This window comes from Haloarchaeobius sp. HME9146 (assembly GCF_025399835.1).
Lineage (GTDB): Archaea > Halobacteriota > Halobacteria > Halobacteriales > Natrialbaceae > Haloarchaeobius.
In genome coordinates this window covers 549,102-575,394 of the sequence record NZ_JAODVR010000001.1, presented here as the reverse complement: position 1 = coordinate 575,394, position 26,293 = coordinate 549,102, and the positions used below count along the sequence as shown (strand labels likewise).

Genomic DNA, 26,293 nt, shown 5'->3' with positions numbered 1-26,293 from the left:
GAGTCTCGACCGACCGGAAAAACAGTTGTGTTGTTCTACGCGAACAGCTGGCGCGCCTCGTCGACCGCCTCGACGAGCGCGTCGATCTCCTCGCGGGTGTTGTAGATGTAGAACGAGGCGCGGGCGCTGGCGGCGACACCGAGCTTGTCGTGCAGGGGCTGGGTGCAGTGGTCGCCCGCCCGGATTGCCACGCCGAAGTCGTTGACGATGGACGAGAGGTCGTGGGCGTGGACCGAGTCGATGTTGAACGAGACGAGGCCGCCGCGGCCCTGCTCGGGCGTCGGGCCGTATATCTCGATGTCGTCGTGCTCGGAGAGGCGGTCGTAGGCGTATTCCGCCAGCATCTCCTCGTGGGCCTGGACACGCTCCATCCCGATGTCGTCGAGGTAGTCGATGGCGGCTTCGAGGGCGATGCCCTGCGAGATGTTGGGCGTTCCGGGCTCGAACTTCCAGGGGAGGTCGTTCCACTTCGACTCCTCGAAGGTGACCTTCTTGATCATGCCGCCGCCGTAGAGGTACGGCTCCATCTCGTCGAGGATGTGGCGCTTCCCGTAGAGGACGCCGACACCGGTCGGGCCGCACATCTTGTGGCCGGAGAAGGCGTAGAAGTCGGCGTCGATGGCCTCGACGTCGACCGGGCGCGTCGGGACGGCCTGTGCGCCGTCGACGAACGCGAGGGCACCGTGGTCGTGGGCGATGTCGGCGAGTTCCGAGACCGGGTTGACGGTCCCGAGGGTGTTCGAGACGTGGACGACCGAGAGCATCTTCGTGTCGTCCGTGATGAGTTCCTTCGCGGCCGCCATGTCGAGCTGGCCGGACTCGTCGATGGGGATGAACTTGATGTCCGCCCCGGTCCGCTTTGCGACCTGCTGCCAGGTGACCAGCGAGGCGTGGTGCTCCATCTCGGTCGTGACGACCTCGTCGCCGGGGCCGAGTTCGTTCAGGCCCCAGGCGTAGGCGACGAGGTTCATGCTCTCTGTCGTGTTCTTCGTGAAGACGACCTCCTCGCGGCCGCCGGAGGCCCCGATGAACTCGGCGACGCGGTCGTGGGCGTCCTCGTAGGCGATGGAGGCCTCCTGGCTCAACGTGTGGATACCACGGTGGACGTTCGCGTTGTAGCCGTGGTAGTAGTCGACGATGCAGTCGACGACCGGCTCGGGGGTCTGCGTCGTCGCCGCGTTGTCGAGGTAGACGAGGTCCGTCCCGTCGAACTGCCGCTGGAGGATGGGGAAGTCCTGCCGGATGCGTTCGACGTCGAGGGGGTCGGTCGTCTGGGTGCTCATTGCTGTTCCCTGGGGGCCAGAGACCCAATTGTCCTTCGGTACAGGACCGGATTGCTATCGGCCCCACAGACAGTCGTTTCAACCTGCAAGAAACGAGACGGCGGTTTTTTATCGACCGCCCGAGTCCGGACAGCCATGCGCCGACTCTTCGACGTGTGGCTCGTCACGGTCGTCGTGTTCACGCTTATCGTGGCCCCGACCGTGCTATTCACCACCGCGCAGTCTGCCGACTCGCTGCTCGTCGAGTCCGAGTTCCTCCTGAGCCTCGTCGTGGGCTACCTCGTGGTGTTCCACGGCGCAACAGACGTGTTCGTAAACAGCTTCCGTCGTCGGTGACCGACCGCAGAAACGACCGACTCAGCCCAACCGGAGCAACTGTGCGTGGAGCGTTCCCTCGATGTCGAGCACCGCGTCCTCGTCGATGAACCCGGCTTCGACGGCCACGTCGACGGAGCGCTTTCCGACGATGTTCGCGACGGTCGCCCGACGCAGACTGTCCAGTACCTCGTCCTCCTCGCGGTGTTCGCCGCCGTAGAACTCCTCGGAGACCGTGAGCGACACCGGCCCCTCCTCGAACGTCTCGCCCATGACGTCCGGGTCACAGACGGAGACGAACAGTCCTTCTTCGGTCTGTCGCTCGTTAACGATCATCCACCAGTTCCTCTTCCTTTCGTTTGCGAAGCTCCTCGGCCTCCTCGGCGACCTCCTCGGCCTCCTCGTCGCGGCCGAGTTCTTCGAGTGCGCGGGCCTTCTCGCCGAGCACGTCGGCGGTGCGCATCCCGAGGCGGATGGCGTTGTCGAGCGCATTGAGCGCGTCCTCGGCCAGCCCGCGTTCGAGCAGGAAGAACCCGCGGTTGTACCACGCCTGGGACGAGCGCGGGTCGAGCTCGACGGCACGCTCGGCGTGTTCGAGCGCCCGGGAGACGTCGCCGGACTCCCAGAGCGCGTAGGCGAGGTTCGTCTCCGCGTCGGCGGCGAACCGGCCCTCGTCGTCGATGTGGAGGGCCTCCTGGTAGGAGCTGATGGATTCGTCCCACTCCTCCATCTCGGCGTGAGCGACGCCCTTGTTCACCCAGCCCTCCTGCTTGACGGCGTCGTCCTCGGCGAACCGGGCGGCGCGCTCGAACGTGTCCGCGGCCTGCTCGTGGCGATTGATGCCCATGTAGTTCAGGCCGACGTCGATGAGTTCGTCCGCGTCGACCGAGTCCGCGTCGACGTTACGCTGGTCCAGCATGTCCGTCAGGACGCGCGAGTCGACGGGGTCCACCTTCGTCGGGTCCACACCGAGTTCGGGTGGGTCGAGGTCGAACTCGTCGTACGGGTCCGAGAAGCCCTGTCCCTCCGAGAACTTGTGGTCTCGCTCGCGGTCAGTCATAAGTCGCGGTTGGCCGTGAACACGGGTAAGGGTTGCGACACCCGAAACCGGCATATACTGCACCCGTCAAGGGGCCCGCTGGGCGGCGACGTTCCAGACCTTGGACTGGCAAAGAAGGCCGTTCAGTCGGGCGGTTTGAACGGAAGATACATTCAAGGTACAGACCGCCGTCACATCCTCCATGCGACTCTTTGTCAGTGTCGACCTCCCGGACGACATCGCCGAGGACGTGGCGGCCCTCCAGGACTGCTTCGACGCGGCGACCGGGCTGAAGTTCGTCGACCCCACACAGGCGCACATCACGCTGAAGTTCCTCGGGGAGGTGAGCAAGGCCCGCCTGCCCGCCGTGAAAGACGCTGTCGAGACGGGCGTCAGGGAGTCCGAGGTCGACCCGTTCGACGCCGCCTTCGGCGGGCTCGGGGTCTTCCCCTCGCTGGACTACATCAACGTGCTCTGGCTCGGCGTCCGCGAGGGCGCGGCCGCGCTGACCGCGCTCCACGAGGGTATCGAGGCTGAGACCACCGCCATCGGGTTCTCCCCCGAATCCCACGAGTTCACCCCACACGTCACGCTCGCCCGGATGGAACACGCCGGCGGGAAGGAGACCGTGCAGGCGTGTGTCCGGGACAACGACCCCGACGCGGGGTCGATGCACGTCGAGGAGGTCCGCCTGACCGAGAGCGTCCTCACGCCGGACGGCCCGCAGTACCGGACCGTCGAACGGTTCCGGCTCTAGGCGTCCCCGTCACGCCACCGGGCTAGGCCGAGCAGGCTCGCGATGCCCGCCACCGTCCCCGCGAGTTCGAAGCCTGGAATCGATTCCTGACCGTCGTCGGCCGTCGGTGCGGCTGTCGTTCCCGACCCTTCGGGGATTCGGGCGTCCGAGACGGCCTCGGTGTCGACCCCGACGTAGCCGTTCCCGCAGGTCTCGGCGTCGCTGACGATGAACACCGCCCCCGACTCGATGTGGTCCTTCTCGCCGTTCGTGAGAATCTGGACCTCCGCACCCTGCGGGTCCGTGGCGAGTTCCGTCGTGAGGACCGCCTCGTAGACGACGGTGTTCGACGGGTCCCAGTCTGTGAGCCCGCACTGGTCGACCGCGCTCGTGTCGACCTCGCCGGTGACCTCGTCGGCGGCCACGAGGAAGTCCCCGACGTAGTCGCCCTCGTCGTCGTAGGGAGCCTCGAACGCCATCTGGCGGCGGATACCCGACCCACCGGTGGCGGGAGAGTCGGTGGAGGTGGACTGGCTGGTCGTCTCGCTCGTCGTCTCCGTCGCCCCGGCGGCCCCGACGACGGCGACCGAGCCCGCTGTCGTTACCACGCGCTTGAGGACCGCGCGACGCGTTCGCTCGTCGTGCGTACTGCCATCAGGCATGGTCTCGCCTACGGGTACGCCGCCCGAACGGGAAACCACCGTGCCAAGACACCTAGTGGCTCGGTTTGGCGCACAGAAAAGAACAACATTTTAAACTCGGCAGAGGTACTTCCGGCCACTATGGGTAAGAAATCGAAGGCCAAGAAAAAGCGCCTCGCCAAGCTCGAGCGACAGAACAGTCGCGTGCCGGCGTGGGTCATGCTCAAGACCGACATGGAAGTCCAGCGTAACTACAAGCGCCGCAACTGGCGACGTAACGACACCGACGAATAATGAGTTCCAGTGATTTCGAGGAGCGCGTCGTCACCGTCCCGCTCCGAGACGTGAACGCAGAAGCGAAGCACAAGCGTGCAGACAAAGCGATGACGCTCATCCGCGAGCACCTCGCCCAGCACTTCAAGGTCGACGAGGATTCGGTCCGTCTCGACCCCTCGATCAACGAAGCGGTCTGGTCGCGCGGCCGGAAGAAGCCCCCGAGCAAGCTCCGCGTCCGTGCCGCCCGCTTCGACGAGGAAGGCGAGGCCGTCGTGGAAGCCGAACACGCGGAGTAACGTTGCTCCGTACCGCGTTCGCCGGGTCACCGTACGTCGGCGTCTTCGCGCGGGCGACGAACGACTGTCTCCTCTGCCGTCCAGACATCGAGTCGTCCGTCCGTGAAGCCATGACCGACGAACTCGAGGTGCCCGCTATCCCGACGACCATCGCCGGCTCGTCCACTGTCGGCGCGCTAGCCGCCGGTAACTCGAACGGTCTCGTCGTGTCGAGCCGCGTCACCCAGCGCGAGCGCGACCGAATCGCAGAGACCGTCGACCTCACCATCGGCGAGCTCCCCGGTCGGCGCAACGCCGCCGGGAACATCGTGCTCGCCAACGACACCGGTGCGTACGTCCACCCGGACCTCTCCGACGAGGCCGTCGCCGTCGTCGAGGACACCCTCGAGGTGCCCGTCGAACGAGGCGACCTCGCGGGGGTCCGCACGGTCGGTACCGCCGCTGTCACTACGAACAAGGGCGTGCTCTGTCACCCCAAGTCCACCGACGCCGAACTGGACTACCTCGAAGACCTCCTCGGCGTTCCCGCCGACGTCGGCACCATCAACTACGGTGCCCCGCTCGTCGGCTCCGGGCTGGTCGTCAACGACACCGGCTACGTCGCCGGCGAGGACACGACCGGGCCCGAACTGGGCCGCATCGAGGACGCGCTCGGCCTCATCGACTGAGCGACCCCGTCGACGTTTTCACCGTTTCTCCCACCCTCGCGAGCCACGGGTCGCGCCACGCATGAGAACGAGCCACGAGCCACGGCAGGTGAGAAGGGAAGATTCTTCCATCTCGCTCACGCACTCTCGGGCATGAGTCAGTTTACTATCCGCGGGACGTTCGAGACACGTCACGGGCCCAGCCCGTTCGAGACGACGATCGACGCAGAGAACGAGAACGTCGCACGCGAGCACACGTACGCGAACTTCGGCAGCAAGCACAACCTGAAGCGTACCCAGGTCGAGATCTCGGAGGTCGAGGAACAATGATGGGCGGTGGCGGCGGTCAGGCCCAGCAGCTCCAGCAGGAGATGCAGGCGATTCAGGCCGAGATCGAGGAGATCGAAGAGGAGATCACCGAGGTCCGGAACGAGAAGAGCGAGATCGACGAGGCCGTCGAGGCCCTGAACACGCTCGAATCCGAGTCCATCGTGCAGGTCCCGCTCGGCGGCGACGCGTACATCCGCGCCGAAGTGCAAGACATCGACGAGATCATCGTCGGCCTCGGCGGCGGCTACGCCGCAGAGCGCGACCGCGACGGTGCCATCGAGACCCTGGAGAACAAGCAGGACTCGCTGGACGACTACATCGACGAGCTCGAAGCGGAGATCGCAGAGCTCGAAGAGGAGAACAGCGAGATCGAGGCGCAGATGCAGCAGATGCAACAGCAGCAGATGCAGCAGCAGATGCAGCAGATGCAACAGCAGGCGGAAGAGGAAGGCGACGGCGAATAATCGATAGCGATGTTCGACAACCTGAAGGAGAAGCTGGGTAGCTTCCGCAAGGACGTCGAGGAGACGGCCGACGAGAAGGCCGAAGCGGCCGAAGCGGAAGCACCCGAAGCCGAGGCGGAGCCAGCAGCCGAGGAGGACGTGGCTGCGGCCGACGCCGAGGCGTCAACCGAGTCCACGGCGGACGACGAGCCCGTCGATTCCGCCGACACCGTCGAGGCGACCGGCGACGAACCCGACGAACCCGACGAGGCAGCGTCGGTCGAGTCGGCCCCGGCGGCCGATCCTCGCGAGGAGGACGATGTCGAGGAGTCGAACGGGAACTCGACCGGCTTCGGTTCCAAGCTGAAGGCGGCCGCCACGGGCAAGTTCGTCATCGAGGAGGAGGACCTCGAGGACCCGCTCTGGGAGCTCGAGATGGCGCTCATCCAGTCCGACGTGGAGATGAGCGTCGCCAACGAGATCCTCGAGAACATCAAGCGCGAGCTCGTCGGTGAGCGCCGGAAGTTCACCGAGTCGACGGGGAACATCGTCGAGGAGGCGCTCGCCGATGCCCTCTACGACGTCATCTCGGTCGGCCAGTTCGACTTCGATGCGCGCGTCGCCGAGGCCGACAAGCCCGTCGTCATCATCTTCACCGGCGTCAACGGCGTCGGGAAGACGACGAGCATCGCGAAGCTCTCGCGCTACTTCGAGGAGCGCGGGCTGTCGTCCGTGATGGCGAACGGCGACACCTACCGCGCCGGCGCGAACGAGCAGATCCGCGAGCACGCGGACAACCTCGACACGAAGCTCATCGCCCACGAGCAGGGCGGTGACCCGGCGGCCGTCATCTACGACGCCGTCGAGTACGCCGAGGCCCACGACATCGACGTGGTGCTGGGCGACACGGCCGGTCGCCTGCACACGAACGAGGGCCTGATGGACCAGCTCGAGAAGATCGACCGCGTGGTCGGTCCGGACATGACCATCTTCGTCGACGAGGCCGTCGCCGGCCAGGACGCGGTCCAGCGCGCGAAGAAGTTCAACGAGGCGGCCGCCATCGACGGTGCCATCCTCACGAAGGCCGACGCCGACTCCAACGGCGGCGCGGCCATCTCCATCGCCCACGTCACGGGCAAGCCCATCCTGTTCCTCGGCGTGGGGCAGGACTACGGCGACCTCGAGCGGTTCGACCCCGACCGGATGGTCGAACGGCTGCTCGAGGAAGACGAGGAGTAGGCTGCAGTCGAAGCCGGCCGCGTTTCTTCTTCGGTGTCGTTCTCCGGGACGCTCCAGTGGTAGCTACCCAGATTCTCGAAGGGTACCGTTTCGGGTGGAGATGCGGGACGGCTGCCCGAGCTCCGGCTCGCCGCCAGGTGGAAGGTGACTGCGGAAAGTGGGATGACAGTACAGGTGTGGTTACGCAGTCACGAGGTGTGATACACCGCACCACACCATAAAGCTCTGCAGGAACCAGTTACCCCCTCTGGGCCGACACGACGGGGTTCCCACAGGGCAGCGGCGAGAAAAAGGCTTTAACGCGCGACGCGACTAGCGGACAGTAAATGGTACTCGACGACCTCGGGAGTTCGCTGCGGGGCACGCTCGATAAGCTCCGCGGGAAGTCCCGTCTCTCTGAAGAAGACGTCGAGGAGATCGTCAAGGAGATCCAGCGCTCGCTCCTGCAGGCCGACGTCGACGTCTCCCTCGTGATGGACCTCTCGGACAGCATCAAGACGCGCGCCCTGGAGGAGGAGCCGCCGAAGGGAACGCCGGCCCGGGACTTCGTGCTCCGCATCGTCTACGAGGAGCTGGTCGGGCTCGTCGGTGACTCCACCGACCTCCCCCTGGAGAACCAGACCATCCTCCTCGCCGGGCTGTACGGGTCCGGGAAGACCACGAGTGCGGCGAAGATCGCCTGGTGGTTCTCGAAGAAGGGCATGCGCCCGGCCATCATCCAGACCGACACCGACCGTCCCGGTGCGTACGACCAGTCCAAGGAGATGGCGCGCCGCGCCGAGGTCGACTTCTACGGCGACGACGACGCCGAGGACCCCCTCGAGATCGTCCGCGACGGGATGGAGGCCACGAAGGACGCCGACATCCGCATCGTCGACACGGCGGGTCGTGACGGCCTGAACCAGGAGCTCATCGACCAGATCGAGCGCATCGAGGACGTCGCCACCCCCGACAAGAACCTGCTCGTCATCGACGCCGCGATGGGCCAGTCCGCGAAGGAGCAGGCCCAGAAGTTCGAGGAGTCCATCGGTATCGACGGCGTCGTCATCACGAAGCTCGACGGGACCGCGAAGGGTGGTGGCGCACTCGCGGCCGTCAACGAGACCGGCTCGTCCATCGCCTTCCTCGGGACCGGTGAGGAGGTCAAGGACGTCGAGCGCTTCGAGCCCGACGGCTTCATCTCCCGCCTGCTCGGCATGGGCGACCTCAAGCAGCTCACCGAGCGCGTCGAGCGCGCGATGGAGGAGACCCAGGCCGAGGACGACGAGGACTGGGACCCCGAGGACATGCTGAAGGGGAACTTCACCCTGAAGGACATGAAGAAGCAGATGGACGCGATGAACAAGATGGGCCCGCTCGACCAGATCATGGACATGATTCCGGGCTTCGGCGGGGGCATCAAGGACCAGCTGCCCGACGACGCCATGGACGTGACCCAGGAGCGCATGCGCAGCTTCGAGGTCATCATGGACTCCATGACCGAGAAGGAGATGGAGAACCCGCGTGGCATCGGCCAGAAACAGGTCGAGCGCATCGCCCGCGGCGCGGGCCAGCCCGAGGAGAAGGTGCGTGAACTGCTCCAGCAGCACAAGATGATGGAGCGCACCCTGAAGCAGTTCCAGGGTGGGATGGACGGCGACATGCAGCGGATGATGAAGAAGATGCAGAAGCAGGGCGGCGGTGGCGGCGGTATGGGCGGTCTCGGTGGCGGCGGCGGTGGGCCGTTCGGATAGAGTGGCCCGAATCCGCGGCCTCGCCAGCTACGACGCGCTCGTCCTGACGGCGCTCATCTGGTTCCTCGCGAAGTTCCTCCGGTACGCGTTCCCACCCCTGTTCGGGACGTTCCAGAGTACCTACGGTGTCTCGAATTCGGTCGTCGGGACGGCCTTCACGGCCCTGATGCTGGCCTACGCCGCGATGCAGTTCCCCTCGGGCCTGCTTGCGGACCGGGTCGGCGGCGTCCGCGTCGTGACTGCCGGGGCCATCGTCGCTGCGGTGGCGTCACTCGCGCTCACCATCTCGCTCCCGTTCGGTGTGCTCGTGGCGGTGATGGTGCTCGTCGGGGTCGGAACGGGCGCGCACAAGACGGTCGCGGTCCGGCTGCTCTCGCGGGTGTATCCCGCCAGAACGGGACGGGCACTGGGCGTGATGGACACGTTCGGAGCCTTCGGCGGCGTGGTCGCGCCCGCGGCCGTGGTCTGGGCGCTGGCTGCCGGGGGCGCGGACTGGCACGTCGTCTTCCTCGGTGGCGGGGTGGCGGGGCTGGTACTGGCGGGACTGTTCCAGTGGCGGGTACCGAGCCGACTGCCGCCGGAGCCCGAGTCCGAGGACGAAGACGGCGGTTCGAGCGCCTACCGCAACCTCTTCTCCGATACCTGGTTCCTCGTCTTCGTCGCCGTGACCATCCTGTTCTCGTTCACCTACAACGGCGCGGTCGCGTTCCTGCCCCTGTACCTCGAAGACGCCGCGGGACTGTCGCCCGCGACCGCCGGAACGCTCTACTCGGGGCTGTTTCTCGTGAGCCTCGTGCAGGTCGTCACCGGCGACGTGAGCGACCGCCTCGGCCGGCTGACGGTCATCGGCGGGACGCTGGCGCTGGCGACGGCGGGGCTGGCGCTGGTCGTCGCGGTCCCCCGGAGTCCGCTGCCGGTGCTCGCGGGCGCAGTCATCGCCTTCGGGCTCGGGAGCCACGGCTTCCGCCCAGTGCGAGGAGCGTACCTCGTCGAGTTGATTCCGGATTCCGTGGCCGGCGGGGGCCTCGGGGTGGTCCGAACCCTCCTCATGGGCGTCGGGGCGGTCGCACCCGCGGTCGTCGGTATCGTCTCCGACGTCGCGAGCTTCCAGGCCGCGTTCGCCGTCCTGCTGGTGTCGCTGGCAGCGGGACTGGCGCTGGTCGGGGTGCTGGCGGTCGGTGGGGCTCGGGCCTGAGCAATCGGGTCCGGTACGTCACCCGGAACCGGCACCGCCGACGCTAGATGTTACCACGTTTCATTACAGATTTTTGTAATGTGGGGCGTGTTAACTAGAGTATGGCCAGCGACCCACTGGGGACTGCCATGCTGGACTACCAGCGCGGCGGTCTCCGCGGCGACTGTCGGTACGTCGACGGGACCGAGACCGCCGACGGCCACATCCACGAGAACTACTTCACCGCGGTCGGCGAGGGCGACGACGACTTCTCCGACCGACTCCTCGCGCTGGACGGCCCACTGCTCGACGTGGGCTGCGGGGCTGGAAAGCACGCCCTGTTCCTGCAGGCGCATGGGACCGAGGTCGTCCCCTTCGACGTGAGCCCCGGTGCAGTCGCGGCGGCTCGCGCCCGGGGCGTCGCCGACGCCCACGTCGCGGACATGTTCGACATGCCCTACCCCGCGACCCGGTTCCCGAACCTGCTCGCGAACGGGACCCAGCTCGGCCTCGGCGGCTCCATCGCCGGAATCCGGGCATTGCTCTGTGAGTTCGCCCGCGTGACGACCAGCGACGCGACCGCCTTCGTCGACGAGTACGACCCTGCCGCGCTCGACGACCCCGGCGAGATGCTGGGATATCGCCCGGACCCCCGCGAGGGCGTCGCCCACCGCGCCTTCCACTTCGAGTACGACCGCGACGGGGAGCGCCTCGTCGGGGAGACGCTGCACTTCCTGCTCGTGTCTCCCGACCGGCTGCGCGACGCCTGCGTCGGCACGCCGTGGACAGTAGTCAAGGTGGACCACCGCGGGGTGTACTACCGGGCGCGGCTGGCGAAGTGAGCCGGCCGGAAACAGTTAACACGGCCGCCGGCCACTCCCCGGACATGGTACTCGTACTCTCCGACGAGGAGGTCGCGTCGCTCATCGACCTCCCGTCGCTCGCGCCCGTGGTCGAGGACGCACTCGTGAGTCAGGGCCGTGGCGAGGTCGAGCGCCCGGACCGCCCGCACTACGATATCGGGACCGGCCTCGACGGGCCGGAGCCGCTGGGGATGGGCCTCGCCATGCCCGCGTACATCCACGGCGAGCCTCACTTCGCGACGAAGCTGGTCGGGGTCAACGAGGGCAACGCCGACCGTGGGCTGCCGACCATCCACGCGCAGGTCGTCCTCGCCGACGCGCGAACCGGCCAGCCCGTCTCGTTCATGAACGGCGGACGCATCACGAACGCCCGGACCGGCTGCATCGGCGGCCTGGCGGCGCGCGACCTCGCCCCGAGCGGCCCCGTCCGGGTCGGTGTGCTCGGCGCTGGCACGCAGGCGCGCTGGCAGACCCGCGCCATCGCAGCGCTGTGCGACGTCGACTCGGTCAAAATCTACTCGCCGAGCGACTCGCGCGAGGACTGCGCGGCCGACCTCCGCGACCACGACATCCCGGCCGAAGCCGTCGACTCGGCCGAGGCAGCGGTGCAGGACGCGACCGTCGTGGTGACGGCGACGACCAGCACGGAGCCCGTGTTCCCCGCAGACACGCTCGCGCCGGGCACGCTCGTCGTCGCGGTCGGCGCGTACACCGGGGAGATGCAGGAACTGGAGTCCGCGGTGTTCGACCGGGCCGCGCGCGTCTTCGCGGACGTGCCCGAGGAGGTCGCAGAGATCGGTGACCTGCTGGCGACCGACCTGACCGAAGACGACCTGATTCCGCTGTCGGCGGTGTTCGAGGGCGATGCTGGCCGAGAATCTGATGATGAGATTCTGGTGGTCGAGAGCGTCGGCACGGCGGTCCTCGACGCGGCAACCGCGGCAGACGTGTACGAGTCGGCGACCGAGGCTGGAATCGGGACGGAACAGTCGTTCTGAGCGGAAAGAGTCGTTCTGAGAACGTCGGCAGTCGCCCTGAACTGGGTCGGCAGTGGCCCCGACTTAGCCGCCGAGGAACTGCCGGCGCACCTCGTCGTCGTCGAGAAGTGCGTCGCCCGGGCCCTCGTAGCGGTTCTCGCCCTGTGCGAGGACGTAGCCACGGTCACAGCGCCGGAGCGCCTCTTTCGCGTTCTGTTCGACCATCAGGATGGAGGTGCCGGCGTCGTTCACCTCGTCGATGCGGTCGAACATGACGTCGACGAGGTCGGGCGCGAGCCCGGCCGAGGGCTCGTCGAGCAACAGCAGGTCCGGGTCGAGCATGAGCGCACAGCCCATGGCGAGCATCTGCTGCTGGCCGCCCGAGAGCGTGCCGGCGTCCTGGTCGATGCGCTCTTCGAGGACGGGGAAGCGGTCGAACACCGCCTGCCGCCGCTCCTCGGGCACGTCGTCGAGGATGTACGCCCCGATTCGGAGGTTCTCCCCGACGGTGAGCGACGGGAAGACGTTCTCCGTCTGGGGGACGTAGCTCATCCCGACCGTGATGACCTCCTCCGGCGGGTAGTCGGTGATGTCCGTGCCGCCGAACGTGATACTGCCGCCCATCCGGTCCGCGAGACCGAAGATCGACTTCATGGCCGTCGATTTCCCGGCCCCGTTCGGGCCGACGATGGTGACGTACTCGCCCTCGTCGACGTGCAGGTCGACGTCGGTGAGCACCTGGAGGTCGCCGTAGCCCGCATCGAGGTCCGTGACCTCGAGCAGGTGGTCTCCCCGCGTGCTGCGGGTGTCGTCCGGCGTGTCGTCGAGTGTCGTTGCGTCGTTCATGGTCAGCTACCCAGGTAGGCGTCGATAACGCGCTCGTCGTTCAGTACGGTCTCGGGGTCGCCCTCGACGAGCAGGCTGCCCTGCTGGAGCACGACCAGCCGGTCGACGAGCTCGGTCAGCGTCTCGAGTTCGTGCTCGATGACGACCACGGTCATCCCGTCGTCGTTCAGGTCGCGGATGTGGGCCGCGATCTCGTTCGTGAGCGTGGGGTTCACCCCCGCGAACGGCTCGTCGAGCAGGAGCAGGTCGGGCTCCAGCATGAGCACGCGTGCGAGTTCGAGCAGTTTGCGCTGGCCGCCCGAGAGGCTGCTCGCGTACTCGTCGGCGAGCCGGGTGAGTTCGAACGTCTCGATGAGTTCGTCGGCGCGCTCGGCCACCGCGGCCTCGGTCTCCTGCATGCCGTCGGTGCGGAGCAGCGCCGAAACCGTCTGTTCGCCGGGCTGGCCGGGTGCGGCGAGCCTGACGTTCTCCCGGACGGTCATCGTGTCGAGCTGGCGGGTGTGCTGGAACGTCCGGACCAGCCCCTCGCGTGCGAGTACGGCGGTGTCCGCGCCGGTGACGTCCTCGCCGTCGAAGACGACCGACCCGTCGTCGGGTTCGACGACGCCGCTCACGCAGTTGAAGAACGTCGACTTGCCGGCCCCGTTGGGGCCCATCACCCCGACCAGCTCGCCCTCGTCGAACGAGACCGAGAGGTCGTCGATGGCGACGAGGCCGCCGAACTGCTTGCCGAGGCCGTCGACGTCGAGCAGCGTCACGAATCCACCTCCAGGTCGCGCTCGTCGCCCCAGATACCGGCGGGCCGGTACCTGATGACGAGCACGAGGATGAGGCCGACGACGATGAGCCGGATGGACGCGAACTCGCCGGCGGAGACGGGTGCGGCGTCCTGTGCGAACCGCGAGAACAGCCGGAGCCCCATGATGATGCCGAGGCCACCGAGCACCGCGCGGTGGTTCGACGCGCCGCCGAGCAGCATGCCGATCCAGACGGTCACCGTCACCTGCAACTCGAAGAAGTCAGGCGAGATGGCGCCGTTGTACATCGCGAAGAGGGCACCCGCGAAGCCGGCGAGTGCGGCCCCGTAGACGAACGACTGCATCTTGTAGCGGAAGGTGGACTTGCCGACCGACCGCGCCACCAGTTCGTCGGCCCGGATGGCGCGCAACACGCGGCCGTAGGGGGCTTCCGTGAGCCGCGCGACGATGGCGAACGTCAGCGCGGTGAGCCCACCGAACACCAGCAGCGTCGCCACCAGCGTCACGTCGCGACTGCCGGCGAGGTCGCCGAGTGGCGTCGGGATGCCGAAGATGCCGGTCGTCCCGCCGAAGATGTCCGTGAAGTTGATGAACAGCGTGTGGAATATCTCGGCGGTTGCGAGCGTCACGATGGCGAGGAAGTCCCCGCGCAGGCGCAGCGACGTGGCACCGACGAACGCACCGAGGGCCGCCGCCACGAGGACGCCGGCGACGAGGCCGACCGGCCACGGGAGCCCGAGCGCGATACCCTCGAAGGAATCCACGGCCGAGAGCATCGCCATCGTGTACGCGCCGGCCGCGAAGAACACGACGTGCCCGAAGTTCACGAGGCCGGTGTGCCCGTACTGGAGGTCGAGCCCCAGCACGAGGATGCCGTAGATGACGAACAGGATGCCGACCTCGAAGAACACGTAGAGGTCGCCCGGAATCGTCGCCGTCACCGGCGAGAACGCGATGACGAGCCCCAGTACGACGGCGACAGTGCCGATCACCAGCGCGAGGTCCGAGTCGCGGTCCGGGAGCGAGTCGCGTACGCTCATGCCTCACGCACCTCCTTGCCGGCGATACCGCTCGGCTTGACGAGCAGGACGACGACGAGTATCATGAACGCGACCGCGGACGAGATGCCCGTCATCCCCGAGGGGAGGAACGCCGTCGAGAGCGCCAGCACGACGCCGATGACGTACGCGCCGGCGATTGCCCCGTACGGGCTCCCGGCCCCGCCGAGGATGGCGGCCGACAGTACCATGAGTATCTGACTGAACCCCGTCGTGACGCTCACGTTCGTCTGGATACCGAGGAGCACCCCCGACAGTCCGGCGAGCATGCCGGCGAGCACCCAGACGCTGTTGCGGATGAGCTGGGTGTCGATGCCCCGGACGCGAGCGAGCGCCTCGTCGTCGCTCATCGCACGCATGGCGATGCCCACGTCCGTCCGGGTCAACAGCCCGTGCAGGACGAGGAACACACCGATTGCACAGCCGACGACGACGAGTTGCTGGGAGGTCACGAAGAAGCTCCCGAGCAGGTCGACGGATCCGACACTCAGCGCCGGGACGTCCTGGAACTGCCACGTCGTCGTCTGCGTGTCGTAGTACCGGGCGCTCCGCCCCGCGAGAAGCCGGATCACGTTGCGGAGGATGAGTCCGAGTCCGATGGACGTCAGCAGCATCGGAATCGGGCCGGTGTGGTTGATGGGCGTGAAGAACACCTTCGCGAGCAGCAGGCTGACGATACCGCCGCCGACCATCGCGACGAGCACGGCCACCGGCAGTGGCAGCGGGAGCGACCCGGCCACGAGCAGGCCGATGAACGCCCCGGCCGTGATGTACTCGCCGTACGCGAAGTTGATCATGTCCACGATGCCGTAGATGAGCGTGAACCCGATGGCCGCGATGGCGATGTACGAGCCCGTAACCAGCCCGAAGATGAGGTTCTGTGCGAGTCCCATCGCTTAGTACTCGCCCTCCGGCACGAACTCCCGGAGGTCGTCCGCCGGGATGGTCTCGACCTGCGTGAACTGGCCGTTCTGGACCTCGTTGATGACGACCGAGCCGACGACGTTGCCGAACTGGGTGAACGTCACCGGCGTCGCCGCACCCATGTACGTGATCTCGTCGCCGTTGTCGAGCGCCTCCTTCCCCTCGGCGAAGGTCGCCACCTCCGTCCCGGGGCCACGCGACACCGGCCCGATGTTCTGTTCGATGGCCTCCGCGGTGGCCTCGCCGGCGCGCTCGACGGCGAGCGCGGTGACCATGGTGGCGTCCCACGCCGGCGGCGTCCAGGCGTTGATCTCGGCGTTGCCCTCGCCGCTGTTGTAAGCGCTCTCGAAGGCACCGTAGTTCGGGCCAGATTCGCCGGGGCTGGCTGCCCACGCACCGTTCAGCGCGCTCCCGACCTGGTCAGGGAGGTCGTTCTGGGCCAGCGGGTCCGAGAGGATGGGCTGGCGGCCGTAGCCGCCGTCGGACCAGTCGCTCAGGAGCGTGATGGCGTCCTCGAGCGGGAGGCTCACCGCGAACGCGCTGAAGTCGGCCTGGAACAGCCGTTCGAGCGCGGACTGGTAGTTCGATTCGCCCTGGGCCACCTCGACCTGCTCGGCGATGGTGCCGCCGTTGCCCTCGTAGGCGCTGATGAACCCGTTCGCCCAGCTCCGTGCGCCGGAGGTCGTGCCGTTGATGACGCCGACCGTGTCGTGGCCCTGGTCGAGGGCGCGCAGTGCTGCACCGGCCGTGTGGACGGTGTCACTGATGACCGTCCGCCAGATCCACCCGTCGTCGCTCACGTCCTCGGGCGTGCCGTGGTCGCCGCCACGGGTGTCGAGGAAGTTCGAGCCCGGCCACGGCGTGACGACCGGCGTCTGCTGCTCCTGCAGGAAGTCGAACAGCGGTTCGAGTTCGCTGGAGAACAGCCCGAGCAACGCGATGGCGTCCTCGTTCTCCGTGAGCTGCGTGACGACGGTGCGTGCCTGCTGTGGGTTCACCGAGGTGTCCGAGCGTTCGAGGACGAGTTCACGGCCGAGTGGGCCGCCCGCGTCGTTGATGAGCTGTACTGCGACGTCGGTCGCCTTCGAGACGCCGGGCTGCAGGAAGTCCCACTGGCCGGTCTGGGCCGCTGGCTGTCCAAAGGTGATCGGCCCACCTCCACCGCCGCCACCGAGTCCGAGACATCCAGCAGTCGCCGCGAGACTGCCCGCACCGCCGATCTTCAGGAAGGTTCTCCGGTCCACCGATCGCTTGCTATTTCTAACCATGGGGCAACCTTACACTGGTCGTTCAAATAGTTAACCCGCGTTTTTCCCACGATATCTTTCATTTTCGGCACCTCAGCGGGTATCGCGGCCAGTTATACGCCGGCGGGGTTTACCGGTATCAGGTGAGGTTCAGTCGCTCGACGATGGCGTCCAGTTTCTCGTGGTGCGTCGCCTCCCGGGGTGCGGTCAGGGGCGAGACGCTCACCTCGCCGTCCGCGACGGCCCGGCGGTCGCTTCCGACCGGGTAGCGCTCGCGCACCTCGTCCATGTCCGGGAACGGGTTCTCGTAGCCCTCGACGTGGGGCCAGAACTTATCGCGCAGGGCGATGAGTTCGCCGTCTTCACCCACTTCCACGGGCAAATCCTCGTCCTCGGGGTCCACCGAGTTGTGTTCGACCCGAACGTCGAAGTCGCCGTGGGGATGCGTGACCCGGAGACGAGGGTCGGTCGCGTCGACCGGCCCGTTCACGTTGAGGATGTCGACCGCCTCGAACACGTCGGCGTCGAGGCAGTCCTCGATGAGGGCGCGGGTGATGCGCGCCGGCGTGGAGAAGTCGTACTCCTCGGGCGGGTGCGTGTAGAACTCGACGTTGTGGTAGGCCGAGGTGGCCACCGCGGGGGTCCCGAGGAAGGCGGCCTCCATCGCCGCGCCGACGGTCCCCGAGCGCCCGAGGACGTACGCGCCCATGTTCGGGCCGTGGTTGATGCCGGAGACGACGAGGTCGAACTCTCTGTCCAGGCCGCGCAGGCCGTAGGCCACGCAGTCCGCCGGGGTGCCCGCGATGGCGTAGCCCCACTCGTGCTCGGTCCGGGTGGTGTAGGTCGTCCGCTTCCGGCCGACGCCGGACTGGTTGTCAGCCGGGGCGACGACGGTCACGTCGCCGAGTTCGGTCAGTTCGCGGCGGATGGCGGCCAGCCCCTCGCCCGTGATGCCGTCGTCGTTCGTCAGGAGGATGTCGAGGTCGCGCACGTTGATGGCAGGTTCGGTCGGTGGGGAGTAAATCTTCGGGAATGTGGGGTTCGGAGGGATGGTGAGGTCTGCACCAGCAGCCTTTTTTCCTCACGCTGGAAGATATTGAAATATGTCCGAAGAGTCGCGTGCGGCCATCGCGGGTATCGCCGGGTTCCCGCTGTGGTACGTCGCACTCGAACAGACCGTCGTCCCGGTTCCAGATTCGTTCGGGCTCGGGCTGGTCGCATTTCCAGTGTGTCTCGTCGCGTACGCGCTGACTGAGAACGACCGCAGATTCTGGCTCTCGAGGGCGATGGTCATCTACCTCGTGTACACCGCGGCCCAGTTCTGGGGATAGTAGTCGCGTGGAGACAGGTAGAGAGTACGGCTACGACCCGTCCAGCAGCTCCCGAATCCGCTCCCTGTCCGTCAGATTCTCGGGCAACTCCTCGGGGCCGAACCAGTCCACGTCCGTAATCTCGGGTTCGCCACTGGGCACCTTGTGCGCCGGGGCAGCCCGCCGCCCGCCGACCTTCCGGCCGGTGTAGACCACCAGCGGAATCCGAATCAACTCGTCGTGGCCGTAGTCGATGGCGAAGTCGCGGTGGTAGAACACCCCGGTAATCTCGGCCTCGATGTTCGTCTCCTCGTACGTCTCTCGAACTGCGGTCTCGGCCAGCGTCTCGCCGGGGTCCTGCGCCCCGCCGGGGGTCATCCAGCCATCCTTGTAGCCGATTTCGGTGCAGAGCACACGTCCGTCGTCGACGACGACGATACCTGCAGAGCCCGCGAGCCGGTCCAGTTGCTCCTCGACGGATTCGGGAAAGGAGTCGGGCTGGTAGTACGCCGGTTCCGTCACGAGGGGCTCCAGTTCGGGCGCGTCGTCGAACCGCTTACAGGCGTCCTCGCGCATGCCCAGCGCGCGTTCTCGGAGGGTGTCCGCGATGGCGCGGCGGTCGGCAGCGTCCATAGTCGAGAGTTCGCGGGCCGTGGCAAAAATCATGCGCCGGTGTGTCACGGTGTCGGCGTGCCAGCCCGCCCCGAGACCCTCGCCGCGTGGCCTGTTTTTATGGCGCCGGCCTGCAACCGGACAGACATGAGTGTCCGCGAGGTCGCGCTGGAAGCCTACCGCGAGGCGGTGCCCGCACTCGCCGCCAGCGTGGTCGGTGGGCTGTTCGCGGGCGTCGTGCTGGGCGGGATGCGCGGCGAACTCGAAGCCGTGAAGGGGCTGCTCGTGCTCGTCCCGGCGCTGCTGGCGACCCGCGGGAACGTGTTCGGCTCGCTCGGGGCGCGCCTCTCGACCGGGCTCCACCAGGGGTTGCTCGAACCCTACGTCGACCTCTCGAACGACCGGCTTCGCGGGGCCATCGCGGCCGCGCTCTCGAACGGTATCTTCGTCAGCCTGTTCGCCGCGACCGCGGTGTTCGTCGTCCTGAACCTGCTCTCTGCACCGGTCGCGCCACTTCCCACGCTATTGGCCATCGCCGTGCTCGCGGGGCTGTTCTCCGGTATCGCACTGACCGTGGCGGTCGTCGGCGTCGTCTTCCTCGGCTTCCGCCGGGGCCACAACCCGGACACGCTCGTCGGCCCGCTCGTGACGACCACGGGTGACGTCTTCGGCGTCGCCTTCCTCCTGCTCGCGGTCCGCATCGTGCTCGGATTGGGAGGGGGATAGATGCCGGAGCAATGGACCGTCCGGGACATCTCGCGGGCGATGCTCCCGCTGTTGCTCGCGCTCTCGACGGTGGAGATCGCCTCCGGACTCGTGCTGGGGAGCATCGAGGACACACTGCTGGCGAAACCCTCGTTACTGGTGCTGGTGCCCGTGACCATCGGGACCGCCGGGAACCTGGGCTCCATCCTCGCGGCCCGGCTCTCGACGGCGGTCCACCTCGGGACCGTCGAGTTCGACCCGACCGACGACACCCTCGCGGGCAACGCCATCGCCACCGTCGCCCTCGCGCTGTCGGTGTTCCCGGGCGTCGGGCTGGGTGCCTGGGTCCTCACGGAGCTCACGGTCGGGGCGGTCCTCGGGCCGCTCGACGTGGTGTTCGTCGCGTTCAGCTCCGGGGCGGTGCTGGCAGTCCTGGCCATCGTCGTCACGCTGACGGCGACCTACGCGGCCTACCGGCTCGGGCTGGACCCCGACGACGTGGTCATCCCGGTCGTCACGAACACCTGTGACGTGCTCGGCGTCCTCGTCCTGTTTGCCGTGGTCAGTCTCCTCCTCTAGAACCGGGCCCAAAAGGTCAAGTTCGGTGACCGGAAGTACCGAACATGAACCGACGTTCGTACCTCCAGTCGCTCGCGGTGACCGCGACAGCGATATCGCCCGTCCTCGCAGGGTGTAACGAGACCGACACCACCGGTGGGGACAACGGTGGCGGCAGTGGCGACGGAGGCGGCGACAGCAGCGACGACGGCGACGGCAGCGGGAACGAGAAAGCGACCGAGACGGCGACCGCGACCCCCGAGGAGCTCGCAGAGGGGCACATCAAGGAGGCAGTCGGTTCCCTGAACAAGGTCGGGTTCAAGCTCCAGGAGCTGGAGACCCAGATAGAGGAGGACCCCGCGAACGTCGAGTTCGACATCGAGGCGACCCGGGGCGTGCTGGAGTCCGCCCGGAGCGAACTCGACGCGGCCGCCGAGACCGCGACCGCCGAACAGGAGCAGGACATCCAGGCACTGCGCCACCTCGCGACCATCGTGGCGTCGATGGCGAACGCGATCGAGACGATACGGGGAACCAACCCGAACGCCCGTCTCGAGGAGATACAGACCGTCATCGCGAACGAGAACTACGAGCAGGCACTGGAGATGCTGCGCGAGTCCAGGTCGACCATGCAACAGACCGCCACGGAGCTCGAAGCGGGCCTGTCGGCGGCCGACGCCGTCGACCCGGAGCGGTTGCAAGCACTCAACGCGGCCGAACTCAGCCAGGTCCGGCCCCCGCTGGAGGCGATGCACACGGTCGTCGAGGGCTTCTCCACGCTCGCGACCGGCTTCGAGGAGATGCTGCTCGGCCGCGAGGACCTCGCCGAGGCACAGACGCACCTCGACAACCAGGAGGTCAGTGCCGCCAAGGAGGACATCCAGAAGGCGAACACCCACTTCACCGACGCGAAGACGACGTTCGACGGCGTCTCCAGTGACGCCACGGTCGACATCAGCACCCACCTCGAACGGGCTCGCTGCCAGGCCGACCACCTCGTGAAGGCCACCGAACATCTGGAGAAGGCTGCCGAAGCGTACGAGAACGGCGACCCGGTCACGGCACAGCAAGAGCGCGACGCCGCCGAGGCGGAGCTGGAGAAGGTCAACGACTGCTGAACGGGTCGCGACCCGACGGGGCTTTTTTGCTCGGGCACGAACGCCGCGACGTGAACCTCCCGGTCGACCTGCTGGTGACGGTCCTGCGCCGCGTCCTCTACATCGCGGCCTTCCTCGGCCTCGGCGTGACGCTGGCGAACCTCGCCGTCGAGTTCGGCGCGGTCGACGCCATCGCCCGCTTCGCCCGGCCCCTGACCCGCCCGGCGAACCTCCCGGACGAGGTCGGGACGGCCATCCTGGCGACCACCGCCTCCCCGACCGCCGGGTACGGCATGCTCGCGGAGTTCCGCGAGGCCGGGACCCTCGACGACCGCGCGACGCTCGTCGCCGTGACGGTGAACACCTTCTTCGGCTTCGCCCAGCACATCTTCACGTTCTACGCCCCGGTGCTGATTCCGATTCTAGGACTCGAAGTGGGGCTGCTCTACGTCGGGTCCCGGGCGGCCATCTCGCTGGCGATCACGCTGACCGGCGTCGTGGCGGGCGCACTCTTGCTCTCGCCCGACAACGTCGACCCCGACGTGATGCCCAGCGACGTGGCGAGCGACGGCGGCGAAGAGGAGCCGAAGACCCGCCAGGAAAAGGTCACGGACGCGCTCGCGAGCACAAAGAGCAAGGTTCTGGACATCCTCCCGCGCCTGCTCGTCGTCTACACGCTCGTGGCGGTCGTGACGGAGACGACCGACCTGACCGCCGTGACCGGCGTGGCGGAGCCGGTCACCTCGCTCATCGGGCTGCCGGGTGCGGCCGCCGCGGTCATCGCGGTGTTCGCGGTCGATACGACGAGTGGCGCGCTGGTCATCGCGCCCATGCTGGACGACGTGTTCACGCCCCAGACCGCGGTGGCGACCATGCTGGTCGGCGGTATCGTCTCCTTCGCGGTGTCGACGTTCAAGCGCTCGATTCCCTTCCAGTTCGGCATCTGGGGCGCGGAGTTCGGGACGAAGGTCGTGGTCGTGAACACGGTGCTGAAGGTGGTGTTCATCGCGGTTGCGCTCGTGTTCCTGCTGGTGCCGTGAGTACTCCGGAGGTGTCCACCCTGTCGGTCGTGTCGTGGTGGTTGGGTCGGGCGTGTTCCGTTTGCTAGTGGCAGCGAGCAGCTAGCTCGCGCCGATGGCAATGGAAACAGCACCACACCCTCCCCAGCCGATTCCGTTCCTCGGCCAGAGGCCTGCGGTACTCATCCCTCGCGCGGCACTGGTTCGCGGCTTTCAGCACACTCACCAGCGCGCGCCACGGCCGGAATTCCGACGCCCCCACGCTCATCTTCCTGCACTCCCTAGCCACCGCCAATGTCGCGCCAGTCCCTCGCGCCCTCGCCCAGCGTGGTCGATGCGGGCATCCTCGTCGCGGTCCTCGCGGAGGCCGTCACCGGCCTCTGGAGCCTGACCGCCCGCCCCGACGACGGCTGGCTATTCGTCGTCCACGGGGTCGTGGGGCTGGCACTCGTGGTGCTACTGGGGCTGAAGTTCTGGCGGGTGTGGCGGCGCGTCACTGGCAAGGTGAACCGGACAATCGCTGTCTCCATCCTGCTCTCGGTGCTGGCCGTGGCGGCTCTCGTCACGGGGGTTGCGTGGACCCTCGGCGGGACCTCGCCGGTTCCGGGGCTCACACTGCTGGTCATCCACGGCTACCTCGGGGCACTCCTGCTGCCAGTCCTCCTCGTCCACCTGCTCGCGAGGTTCCGGCTGCCGGACCGCGAGACCGTCACGGAGCGCCGGAACGCCCTGAAGATGGGCGGCCTGCTGGTGGGCGGAGCCGCGGTCTGGCGGCTCCAGCAGGGAATCGCGAAAGACCTCGTTCCGAGCCGACGGTTCACCGGGTCGCGGGAGGAGGGAACCGGGGAGGGCAACGCCTTCCCGGTGACGAGCTGGGTCGCGGACGACCCCGACCCTGTTTCAGTCGAGGACTGGCGGCTGGCGGTCCGCGGGGCGGTCGACACGCCCCAGGAGTTCCGGTATGTGGACCTCCCCGAACCGGGTGACGGTGGCGACGCAGAAACACGCGCCCTGCTCGACTGCACCAGCGGCTGGTACTCCGAGCACGACTGGCAGGGGGTTCGGGTCGGGGACCTCCTCGACGCTGCCGGGGCGGACCCCGATGCCGGCTGGGTTCGTTTCCGGTCCGTCACTGGCTACCGGTGGAGTTTGCCCAGAGAGGAGGCCCGTGACGCCCTGCTGGCGACCCACGTCGACGGCGAGCGCCTGAGCCACGGCCACGGCTTCCCGGTCCGGCTGGTCGCTCCCGACAGGAGAGGGTTCCAGTGGGTGAAGTGGGTCGAGGCGGTCGAGGTCAGGGACAGAAACGACCCGGCGCAGTGGCTCGCGACACTGGTTTCGGGGTTCGATTGACCACGAAAACTCAGCCCAGCAGCGACAGCAACGACCCCAGTTCGCCCAGGTTCGCCACGCGCGCACCCTCGCTCCCGCGGTCGAGGTGGACTGCCCGGAATCCCGCCTCACGAGCGCCCTGCACGTCCGGTTCGTAGTCGTCGCCGACCATGACGAACTGGTCGATATCGTCGGGGGCGCGTTCTCTCGCCAACTCGAACACCGCCGGGTCGGGCTTGTGCGCCTCGGCCTCGTAGGAGGTCACGACGGTGTCGAACAGGGGGAGGAGCTCGTGGTGTTCGAGCTTGCTGCGCTGCCACTCTGGTACCCCGTTCGTGAGCACGCCGAGGTGGTGGCGGTCCCCGAGCGTCTCGAACAGGGCTCTGGCATCGTCGGAGACATGGGTCATCGCGAGTTCGTACCCGTGGAGGGTCTCACGGAGGGCCTCGGGGTCGGCCGGCTCTTCCGCGTGCTCGCAGACCACCTTCATCGCCCCGAGGACCGGCTCCGGCTCGACCGCCATGAACCGCTCGTAGAAGGCCTCGTTGTACGTTTCTACGAGTTCTTCAGGTGCACTGCCGAAGTGGTCGGTGAGGGTGTCCTCGATGACCGCGGTGTAGTCGCGGGTGAACTCGACGACGGTCCCGTCGAGGTCGAAGAAGACTGCTGTGGGCATGTTGTCTGTGAATTGGAGGGTTCGATGGAAGTCGGTATCGGTGCAATGAGAGTAATTGTCACAGAGTGTCGCTGGTAGTTCCAGCACTTCGTCCGATGTCGCTGAGATTGCTCGTTGCGAGAGCAACGCGACTAGCGCCGATAGTAATGGAAACCGCACCACACCCTCCCCAACCGATTGTGCTCCTCGCTTCACTACGTTTCGCTGCGGTGCTCATCCCTCGCGCGGCTTGTCTCGCAGTCTCGCGGGCTCACGGGTCGTCCCTCCCCGTTCGCTGTCGAGGCGACTCCGTCGCCTCGCTCGACATACTCGAAAGCACGCGCCACCCGGAAAGACAAATCGCGAGAAACAGCCCCGAAATTACTGCCCGTCGTCGCCGGATTCGATCGGTTTCCCGTCTTGGGTCGGCGGGGCGACGTAGTCGACGAACTCCTCCACGCTGGGGTCGGTCACCCGCACCCGGACGTGGATGTCGCCCAGTTCGTCGGGGTTGCCGACCGCGAAGTTGACGCGGCCCTCGAACGCCGCCTGTTTCTTCAGATCGAACGAGAAGGTGTCTCCCTCCTGGTTGCTGAAGAACTGCCCGCGGGCGGTGTCGAGGATCTCCTGCTCGTGCAGGCGCTCGGAGAAGTGTTCGAGCTGGTGGGTCGTCGCCATGAGTTCGCCGGGGTGTTCCTCGACCTCGGCCTCGGGGAACAGGTTCGTGATGGCGTCGGCCACGCGGTCGGTGACCTCGGTGTCGTTGACTGGTGCCGTGATCTGGACGTCGACGCTGTATATCATGATTGGAGCTCCTGGACGGCTTCAGGTCCGTCCTCGAACAGGGTCTCTATCTTGGTGCGGAAGGCCTCCAGCGTATCGGTGTTGTCGATGACGACGTCCGCCCGGTCCATCGCGTCGTCCATGCCGAAGCCGCGCTCGCGCTCGTCGCGGGCTTCGAGGCTCTCGCCGCCTTCGTCCTCGCTCTTGTCCCGGCCGCGCTCGGCCAGACGTTCCTTGCGGACCTCGAAGGGAGCCTCGATGCTGACGAGGACGAAGTCGTCACCGAACGCGTCCCGGAAGGCGTCGAGTTCGACGCCGGAGCGCAGGCCGTCGACGAGCACGGTGTCGCTCGTCTCCAGTTCCTCGCGGATCATCGGGAGCGAGCGCTCCGCGATGGCCGCCGGGCCGTTCTCCTCGCGGAGCGCGGTGGCGATCTCGCCGTGGTGCGTGGCCGGGTCGAGCCCGCGGTCGCGACACTCCTGGCGGATGACGTCGCCCATCGTCACGACCGGGATGTCGTGCTCGCGGGCGACGTTGGCCGCCTCACCTTTGCCGCTGCCGGGCAGGCCGACGGTGCCGATGACGGTCATCGGGGGAGCCTATTCGTGACTGCGGCTTAACCCCACCGCTCTCGCCCGTCACGGGTGTCCGAGACGACGCCCGCTCCCGCTAGCGTTTTGCACCTCGCGTACGTCACCTCTGACATGGCTCGCTCGTTCGCCGTCCGTGCGCTCTGGTTCCTCCTCGTCGGCTGGTGGCTCACCTTCCTCGCCATCAACGTCGCGTGGTTCCTGAACGTCACGGTCATTGGCCTCCCGCTGGGTATCAAACTCATCAACCGCGTCCCGACCATCCTCACGCTGAAAGAGCGCCGGGAAATCGTCGACCCCGACGCTGAGGGACGCAGTCAGACCGGCCTGCTGGTCCGGGCAGTGTACTTCCTGTTCATCGGCTGGTGGCTCAGCCTCCTCTGGGCCAACGTCGCGTGGGCCTTCTCGGCCTCCATCATCGGCCTGCCCATCGGCATCATCATGTTCAACTACCTGCCCTACGTCACGTCGCTGTACCGCTTCGACGGGTGACGCCGCTTCGGTCCAGTTCTCGTTCCACCTTCGTGTGCCACGCTATCGATAGTCGTCCTGACAGTGAAACCGAATCCCGACTGCTTTTTTACGAGGGAGGCGTAGCGGGGTCCGAGGGCACGTAGCTCAGCCAGGATAGAGCGTCGGACTTCTATCCCCACGCATCTCTGGTGGTGGGGGAAGACATCCGATGGTCGTGGGTTCGAATCCCATCGTGCTCGCTTCTGCGAGGAACGAATGTGACGAGCAGAGCGAGCAGCCGTGGGATTCGAATCAGGGAGGGCACGCGCAGCGAAGCGAGCATGTCCGACCGTG

The 26,293-nt window shown here is 67.1% G+C and carries 32 protein-coding genes, 1 tRNA gene and 1 pseudogene; 20 read left to right on the top strand and 14 right to left on the bottom strand.

The genetic code is table 11. The features are described 5' to 3' along the window. Positions 1-35 precede the first annotated feature (35 nt). Complete coding sequence (locus N6C22_RS02985) at positions 36-1,283, bottom strand: aminotransferase class V-fold PLP-dependent enzyme (RefSeq protein WP_261649260.1); 1,248 nt, start codon at positions 1,281-1,283, stop codon at positions 36-38. Positions 1,284-1,418: 135 nt separating this feature from the next. Between N6C22_RS02985 and N6C22_RS02980 the strand changes: the two genes are divergently transcribed. After that, a complete protein-coding gene (locus N6C22_RS02980) occupies positions 1,419-1,619 on the top strand; it encodes a hypothetical protein (RefSeq protein ID WP_261649259.1) in 201 nt (66 codons plus the stop codon). A 21-nt stretch (positions 1,620-1,640) separates the two neighbouring features. On the opposite strand, the gene N6C22_RS02975 is transcribed toward N6C22_RS02980, so the two are convergent. Next, positions 1,641-1,934, bottom strand: coding sequence for a DUF424 domain-containing protein (locus tag N6C22_RS02975; RefSeq protein WP_261649258.1), 294 nt, complete (start codon positions 1,932-1,934; stop codon positions 1,641-1,643). After that, positions 1,927-2,658 (bottom strand): annotated as a pseudogene (locus N6C22_RS02970) (tetratricopeptide repeat protein); the annotation flags it as partial. The gene N6C22_RS02975 and the pseudogene N6C22_RS02970, both read right to left, overlap by 8 nt. A 181-nt stretch (positions 2,659-2,839) precedes the next feature. Here N6C22_RS02970 and thpR point away from each other — a divergent pair. Further along, positions 2,840-3,394 (top strand): RNA 2',3'-cyclic phosphodiesterase, encoded by a 555-nt coding sequence (gene thpR, locus N6C22_RS02965; RefSeq protein WP_261649256.1) that lies wholly within the window; start codon positions 2,840-2,842, stop codon positions 3,392-3,394. Here thpR and N6C22_RS02960 read toward each other — a convergent pair. After that, a complete protein-coding gene (locus tag N6C22_RS02960) occupies positions 3,391-4,035 on the bottom strand; it encodes a hypothetical protein (RefSeq protein WP_261649255.1) in 645 nt (214 codons plus the stop codon). The two genes, thpR and N6C22_RS02960, sit on opposite strands and share 4 nt — an antisense overlap. A gap of 120 nt (positions 4,036-4,155) precedes the next feature. On the opposite strand from N6C22_RS02960, the gene N6C22_RS02955 reads away from it, so the two are divergent. The 10 genes from N6C22_RS02955 to N6C22_RS02910 all read left to right on the top strand — a co-directional run bounded on the left by N6C22_RS02955 (position 4,156) and on the right by N6C22_RS02910 (position 12,013). Continuing rightward, positions 4,156-4,308, top strand: a complete 153-nt coding sequence (locus N6C22_RS02955; protein ID WP_261649254.1) for a 50S ribosomal protein L39e — start codon at positions 4,156-4,158, stop codon at positions 4,306-4,308. Further along, positions 4,308-4,586: a 50S ribosomal protein L31e gene (locus N6C22_RS02950; protein ID WP_261649253.1), complete on the top strand. Its 279-nt coding sequence runs from the start codon at positions 4,308-4,310 to the stop codon at positions 4,584-4,586. The genes N6C22_RS02955 and N6C22_RS02950 overlap by 1 nt, the downstream gene beginning before the upstream one ends. Positions 4,587-4,588: 2 nt before the next feature. Continuing rightward, positions 4,589-5,254, top strand: coding sequence for a translation initiation factor IF-6 (locus N6C22_RS02945; RefSeq protein ID WP_261649252.1), 666 nt, complete (start codon positions 4,589-4,591; stop codon positions 5,252-5,254). 132 nt (positions 5,255-5,386) lie between these two features. Next, positions 5,387-5,563: a 50S ribosomal protein L18Ae gene (gene rpl18a / locus N6C22_RS02940; RefSeq protein ID WP_261649251.1), complete on the top strand. Its 177-nt coding sequence runs from the start codon at positions 5,387-5,389 to the stop codon at positions 5,561-5,563. Further along, a complete protein-coding gene (gene pfdA / locus N6C22_RS02935; RefSeq protein WP_261649250.1) occupies positions 5,560-6,027 on the top strand; it encodes a prefoldin subunit alpha in 468 nt (155 codons plus the stop codon). Before rpl18a ends, pfdA begins: the two co-directional genes overlap by 4 nt. 9 nt (positions 6,028-6,036) lie before the next feature. Further along, entirely contained in the window at positions 6,037-7,245 is a 1,209-nt protein-coding gene (gene ftsY, locus N6C22_RS02930) for a signal recognition particle-docking protein FtsY (protein WP_261649249.1), read from the top strand. Positions 7,246-7,571: 326 nt separating this feature from the next. Beyond that, entirely contained in the window at positions 7,572-8,978 is a 1,407-nt protein-coding gene (locus N6C22_RS02925) for a signal recognition particle protein Srp54 (RefSeq protein ID WP_261649248.1), read from the top strand. A 1-nt stretch (position 8,979) separates the two neighbouring features. Next, positions 8,980-10,173 carry an MFS transporter gene (locus N6C22_RS02920; protein WP_261649247.1) on the top strand — a complete coding sequence of 398 codons (1,194 nt, stop codon included), beginning with the start codon at positions 8,980-8,982 and terminating at the stop codon, positions 10,171-10,173. A 101-nt stretch (positions 10,174-10,274) separates the two neighbouring features. Beyond that, a complete protein-coding gene (locus N6C22_RS02915) occupies positions 10,275-10,994 on the top strand; it encodes a class I SAM-dependent methyltransferase (RefSeq protein WP_261649246.1) in 720 nt (239 codons plus the stop codon). A gap of 44 nt (positions 10,995-11,038) precedes the next feature. Further along, complete coding sequence (locus tag N6C22_RS02910; RefSeq protein ID WP_261649245.1) at positions 11,039-12,013, top strand: ornithine cyclodeaminase family protein; 975 nt, start codon at positions 11,039-11,041, stop codon at positions 12,011-12,013. 63 nt (positions 12,014-12,076) lie between these two features. On the opposite strand, the gene N6C22_RS02905 is transcribed toward N6C22_RS02910, so the two are convergent. The 6 genes from N6C22_RS02905 to surE all read right to left on the bottom strand — a co-directional run bounded on the left by N6C22_RS02905 (position 12,077) and on the right by surE (position 17,816). Then, positions 12,077-12,838: an ABC transporter ATP-binding protein gene (locus tag N6C22_RS02905; RefSeq protein WP_261649244.1), complete on the bottom strand. Its 762-nt coding sequence runs from the start codon at positions 12,836-12,838 to the stop codon at positions 12,077-12,079. Between the two features lie 2 nt (positions 12,839-12,840). After that, positions 12,841-13,596, bottom strand: a complete 756-nt coding sequence (locus tag N6C22_RS02900) for an ABC transporter ATP-binding protein (RefSeq protein ID WP_261649243.1) — start codon at positions 13,594-13,596, stop codon at positions 12,841-12,843. Further along, positions 13,593-14,636, bottom strand: coding sequence for a branched-chain amino acid ABC transporter permease (locus N6C22_RS02895; RefSeq protein WP_261649242.1), 1,044 nt, complete (start codon positions 14,634-14,636; stop codon positions 13,593-13,595). Before N6C22_RS02895 ends, N6C22_RS02900 begins: the two co-directional genes overlap by 4 nt. Continuing rightward, positions 14,633-15,547, bottom strand: coding sequence for a branched-chain amino acid ABC transporter permease (locus N6C22_RS02890; protein ID WP_261649241.1), 915 nt, complete (start codon positions 15,545-15,547; stop codon positions 14,633-14,635). Before N6C22_RS02890 ends, N6C22_RS02895 begins: the two co-directional genes overlap by 4 nt. A 3-nt stretch (positions 15,548-15,550) precedes the next feature. Continuing rightward, positions 15,551-16,822: an ABC transporter substrate-binding protein gene (locus tag N6C22_RS02885; RefSeq protein ID WP_261649240.1), complete on the bottom strand. Its 1,272-nt coding sequence runs from the start codon at positions 16,820-16,822 to the stop codon at positions 15,551-15,553. Between the two features lie 142 nt (positions 16,823-16,964). Next, positions 16,965-17,816, bottom strand: coding sequence for a 5'/3'-nucleotidase SurE (gene surE / locus N6C22_RS02880; RefSeq protein ID WP_261649239.1), 852 nt, complete (start codon positions 17,814-17,816; stop codon positions 16,965-16,967). Positions 17,817-17,928: 112 nt separating this feature from the next. Here surE and N6C22_RS02875 point away from each other — a divergent pair, with 112 nt between their 5' ends. Then, positions 17,929-18,156 (top strand): hypothetical protein, encoded by a 228-nt coding sequence (locus tag N6C22_RS02875; RefSeq protein WP_261649238.1) that lies wholly within the window; start codon positions 17,929-17,931, stop codon positions 18,154-18,156. A gap of 30 nt (positions 18,157-18,186) precedes the next feature. On the opposite strand, the gene N6C22_RS02870 is transcribed toward N6C22_RS02875, so the two are convergent. Beyond that, on the bottom strand, positions 18,187-18,768 hold the full coding sequence (locus N6C22_RS02870; RefSeq protein WP_261649237.1) for an NUDIX domain-containing protein: 582 nt from the start codon (positions 18,766-18,768) through the stop codon (positions 18,187-18,189). Positions 18,769-18,894: 126 nt separating this feature from the next. Here N6C22_RS02870 and N6C22_RS02865 point away from each other — a divergent pair, with 126 nt between their 5' ends. The 5 genes from N6C22_RS02865 (at position 18,895) to N6C22_RS02845 (ending at position 23,479) form a co-directional block, all read left to right on the top strand. After that, entirely contained in the window at positions 18,895-19,473 is a 579-nt protein-coding gene (locus N6C22_RS02865; RefSeq protein WP_261649236.1) for a magnesium transporter, read from the top strand. After that, positions 19,474-20,031 (top strand): magnesium transporter, encoded by a 558-nt coding sequence (locus tag N6C22_RS02860; protein WP_261649235.1) that lies wholly within the window; start codon positions 19,474-19,476, stop codon positions 20,029-20,031. It abuts the gene before it with no gap. A 44-nt stretch (positions 20,032-20,075) separates the two neighbouring features. Then, the gene (locus tag N6C22_RS02855; RefSeq protein WP_261649234.1) at positions 20,076-21,128 is read left to right on the top strand and encodes a hypothetical protein; all 1,053 of its coding nucleotides are present in this window, start codon (positions 20,076-20,078) and stop codon (positions 21,126-21,128) included. 50 nt (positions 21,129-21,178) lie between these two features. Continuing rightward, complete coding sequence (locus N6C22_RS02850) at positions 21,179-22,147, top strand: hypothetical protein (RefSeq protein WP_261649233.1); 969 nt, start codon at positions 21,179-21,181, stop codon at positions 22,145-22,147. A gap of 273 nt (positions 22,148-22,420) precedes the next feature. Further along, a complete protein-coding gene (locus N6C22_RS02845) occupies positions 22,421-23,479 on the top strand; it encodes a molybdopterin-dependent oxidoreductase (RefSeq protein WP_261649232.1) in 1,059 nt (352 codons plus the stop codon). A 10-nt stretch (positions 23,480-23,489) separates the two neighbouring features. Here N6C22_RS02845 and N6C22_RS02840 read toward each other — a convergent pair whose 3' ends face one another. The 3 genes from N6C22_RS02840 to N6C22_RS02830 all read right to left on the bottom strand — a co-directional run bounded on the left by N6C22_RS02840 (position 23,490) and on the right by N6C22_RS02830 (position 25,486). Further along, positions 23,490-24,134: an HAD family hydrolase gene (locus tag N6C22_RS02840; RefSeq protein WP_261649231.1), complete on the bottom strand. Its 645-nt coding sequence runs from the start codon at positions 24,132-24,134 to the stop codon at positions 23,490-23,492. A 360-nt stretch (positions 24,135-24,494) separates the two neighbouring features. Further along, a complete protein-coding gene (locus N6C22_RS02835) occupies positions 24,495-24,917 on the bottom strand; it encodes an RNA-binding domain-containing protein (RefSeq protein WP_261649230.1) in 423 nt (140 codons plus the stop codon). Next, positions 24,914-25,486, bottom strand: coding sequence for an AAA family ATPase (locus N6C22_RS02830; RefSeq protein ID WP_261649229.1), 573 nt, complete (start codon positions 25,484-25,486; stop codon positions 24,914-24,916). The genes N6C22_RS02835 and N6C22_RS02830 overlap by 4 nt, the downstream gene beginning before the upstream one ends. A 114-nt stretch (positions 25,487-25,600) precedes the next feature. On the opposite strand from N6C22_RS02830, the gene N6C22_RS02825 reads away from it, so the two are divergent. Both N6C22_RS02825 and N6C22_RS02820 read left to right on the top strand, forming a co-directional pair. Continuing rightward, entirely contained in the window at positions 25,601-25,978 is a 378-nt protein-coding gene (locus N6C22_RS02825) for a YccF domain-containing protein (protein WP_261649228.1), read from the top strand. A gap of 115 nt (positions 25,979-26,093) precedes the next feature. Then, positions 26,094-26,199 (top strand) — tRNA-Arg (locus N6C22_RS02820). The last annotated feature ends 94 nt before the right edge of the window (positions 26,200-26,293 follow it).

Excerpts from the sequence above, each read along its gene's own strand:
- N6C22_RS02985 (WP_261649260.1), bottom strand. The coding sequence starts at position 1,283 with ATGAGCACCCAGACGACCGACCCCCTCGACGTCGAACGCATCCGGCAG.
- N6C22_RS02980 (WP_261649259.1), top strand. The coding sequence starts at position 1,419 with ATGCGCCGACTCTTCGACGTGTGGCTCGTCACGGTCGTCGTGTTCACG.
- N6C22_RS02975 (WP_261649258.1), bottom strand. The coding sequence starts at position 1,934 with ATGATCGTTAACGAGCGACAGACCGAAGAAGGACTGTTCGTCTCCGTC.
- thpR (WP_261649256.1), top strand. The coding sequence starts at position 2,840 with ATGCGACTCTTTGTCAGTGTCGACCTCCCGGACGACATCGCCGAGGAC.
- N6C22_RS02960 (WP_261649255.1), bottom strand. The coding sequence starts at position 4,035 with ATGCCTGATGGCAGTACGCACGACGAGCGAACGCGTCGCGCGGTCCTC.
- N6C22_RS02955 (WP_261649254.1), top strand. The coding sequence starts at position 4,156 with ATGGGTAAGAAATCGAAGGCCAAGAAAAAGCGCCTCGCCAAGCTCGAG.
- N6C22_RS02950 (WP_261649253.1), top strand. The coding sequence starts at position 4,308 with ATGAGTTCCAGTGATTTCGAGGAGCGCGTCGTCACCGTCCCGCTCCGA.
- rpl18a (WP_261649251.1), top strand. The coding sequence starts at position 5,387 with ATGAGTCAGTTTACTATCCGCGGGACGTTCGAGACACGTCACGGGCCC.
- pfdA (WP_261649250.1), top strand. The coding sequence starts at position 5,560 with ATGATGGGCGGTGGCGGCGGTCAGGCCCAGCAGCTCCAGCAGGAGATG.
- ftsY (WP_261649249.1), top strand. The coding sequence starts at position 6,037 with ATGTTCGACAACCTGAAGGAGAAGCTGGGTAGCTTCCGCAAGGACGTC.
- N6C22_RS02925 (WP_261649248.1), top strand. The coding sequence starts at position 7,572 with ATGGTACTCGACGACCTCGGGAGTTCGCTGCGGGGCACGCTCGATAAG.
- N6C22_RS02915 (WP_261649246.1), top strand. The coding sequence starts at position 10,275 with ATGGCCAGCGACCCACTGGGGACTGCCATGCTGGACTACCAGCGCGGC.
- N6C22_RS02910 (WP_261649245.1), top strand. The coding sequence starts at position 11,039 with ATGGTACTCGTACTCTCCGACGAGGAGGTCGCGTCGCTCATCGACCTC.
- N6C22_RS02905 (WP_261649244.1), bottom strand. The coding sequence starts at position 12,838 with ATGAACGACGCAACGACACTCGACGACACGCCGGACGACACCCGCAGC.
- N6C22_RS02895 (WP_261649242.1), bottom strand. The coding sequence starts at position 14,636 with ATGAGCGTACGCGACTCGCTCCCGGACCGCGACTCGGACCTCGCGCTG.
- N6C22_RS02890 (WP_261649241.1), bottom strand. The coding sequence starts at position 15,547 with ATGGGACTCGCACAGAACCTCATCTTCGGGCTGGTTACGGGCTCGTAC.
- N6C22_RS02875 (WP_261649238.1), top strand. The coding sequence starts at position 17,929 with ATGTCCGAAGAGTCGCGTGCGGCCATCGCGGGTATCGCCGGGTTCCCG.
- N6C22_RS02870 (WP_261649237.1), bottom strand. The coding sequence starts at position 18,768 with ATGGACGCTGCCGACCGCCGCGCCATCGCGGACACCCTCCGAGAACGC.
- N6C22_RS02865 (WP_261649236.1), top strand. The coding sequence starts at position 18,895 with ATGAGTGTCCGCGAGGTCGCGCTGGAAGCCTACCGCGAGGCGGTGCCC.
- N6C22_RS02860 (WP_261649235.1), top strand. The coding sequence starts at position 19,474 with ATGCCGGAGCAATGGACCGTCCGGGACATCTCGCGGGCGATGCTCCCG.
- N6C22_RS02855 (WP_261649234.1), top strand. The coding sequence starts at position 20,076 with ATGAACCGACGTTCGTACCTCCAGTCGCTCGCGGTGACCGCGACAGCG.
- N6C22_RS02845 (WP_261649232.1), top strand. The coding sequence starts at position 22,421 with ATGTCGCGCCAGTCCCTCGCGCCCTCGCCCAGCGTGGTCGATGCGGGC.
- N6C22_RS02840 (WP_261649231.1), bottom strand. The coding sequence starts at position 24,134 with ATGCCCACAGCAGTCTTCTTCGACCTCGACGGGACCGTCGTCGAGTTC.
- N6C22_RS02835 (WP_261649230.1), bottom strand. The coding sequence starts at position 24,917 with ATGATATACAGCGTCGACGTCCAGATCACGGCACCAGTCAACGACACC.
- N6C22_RS02830 (WP_261649229.1), bottom strand. The coding sequence starts at position 25,486 with ATGACCGTCATCGGCACCGTCGGCCTGCCCGGCAGCGGCAAAGGTGAG.
- N6C22_RS02825 (WP_261649228.1), top strand. The coding sequence starts at position 25,601 with ATGGCTCGCTCGTTCGCCGTCCGTGCGCTCTGGTTCCTCCTCGTCGGC.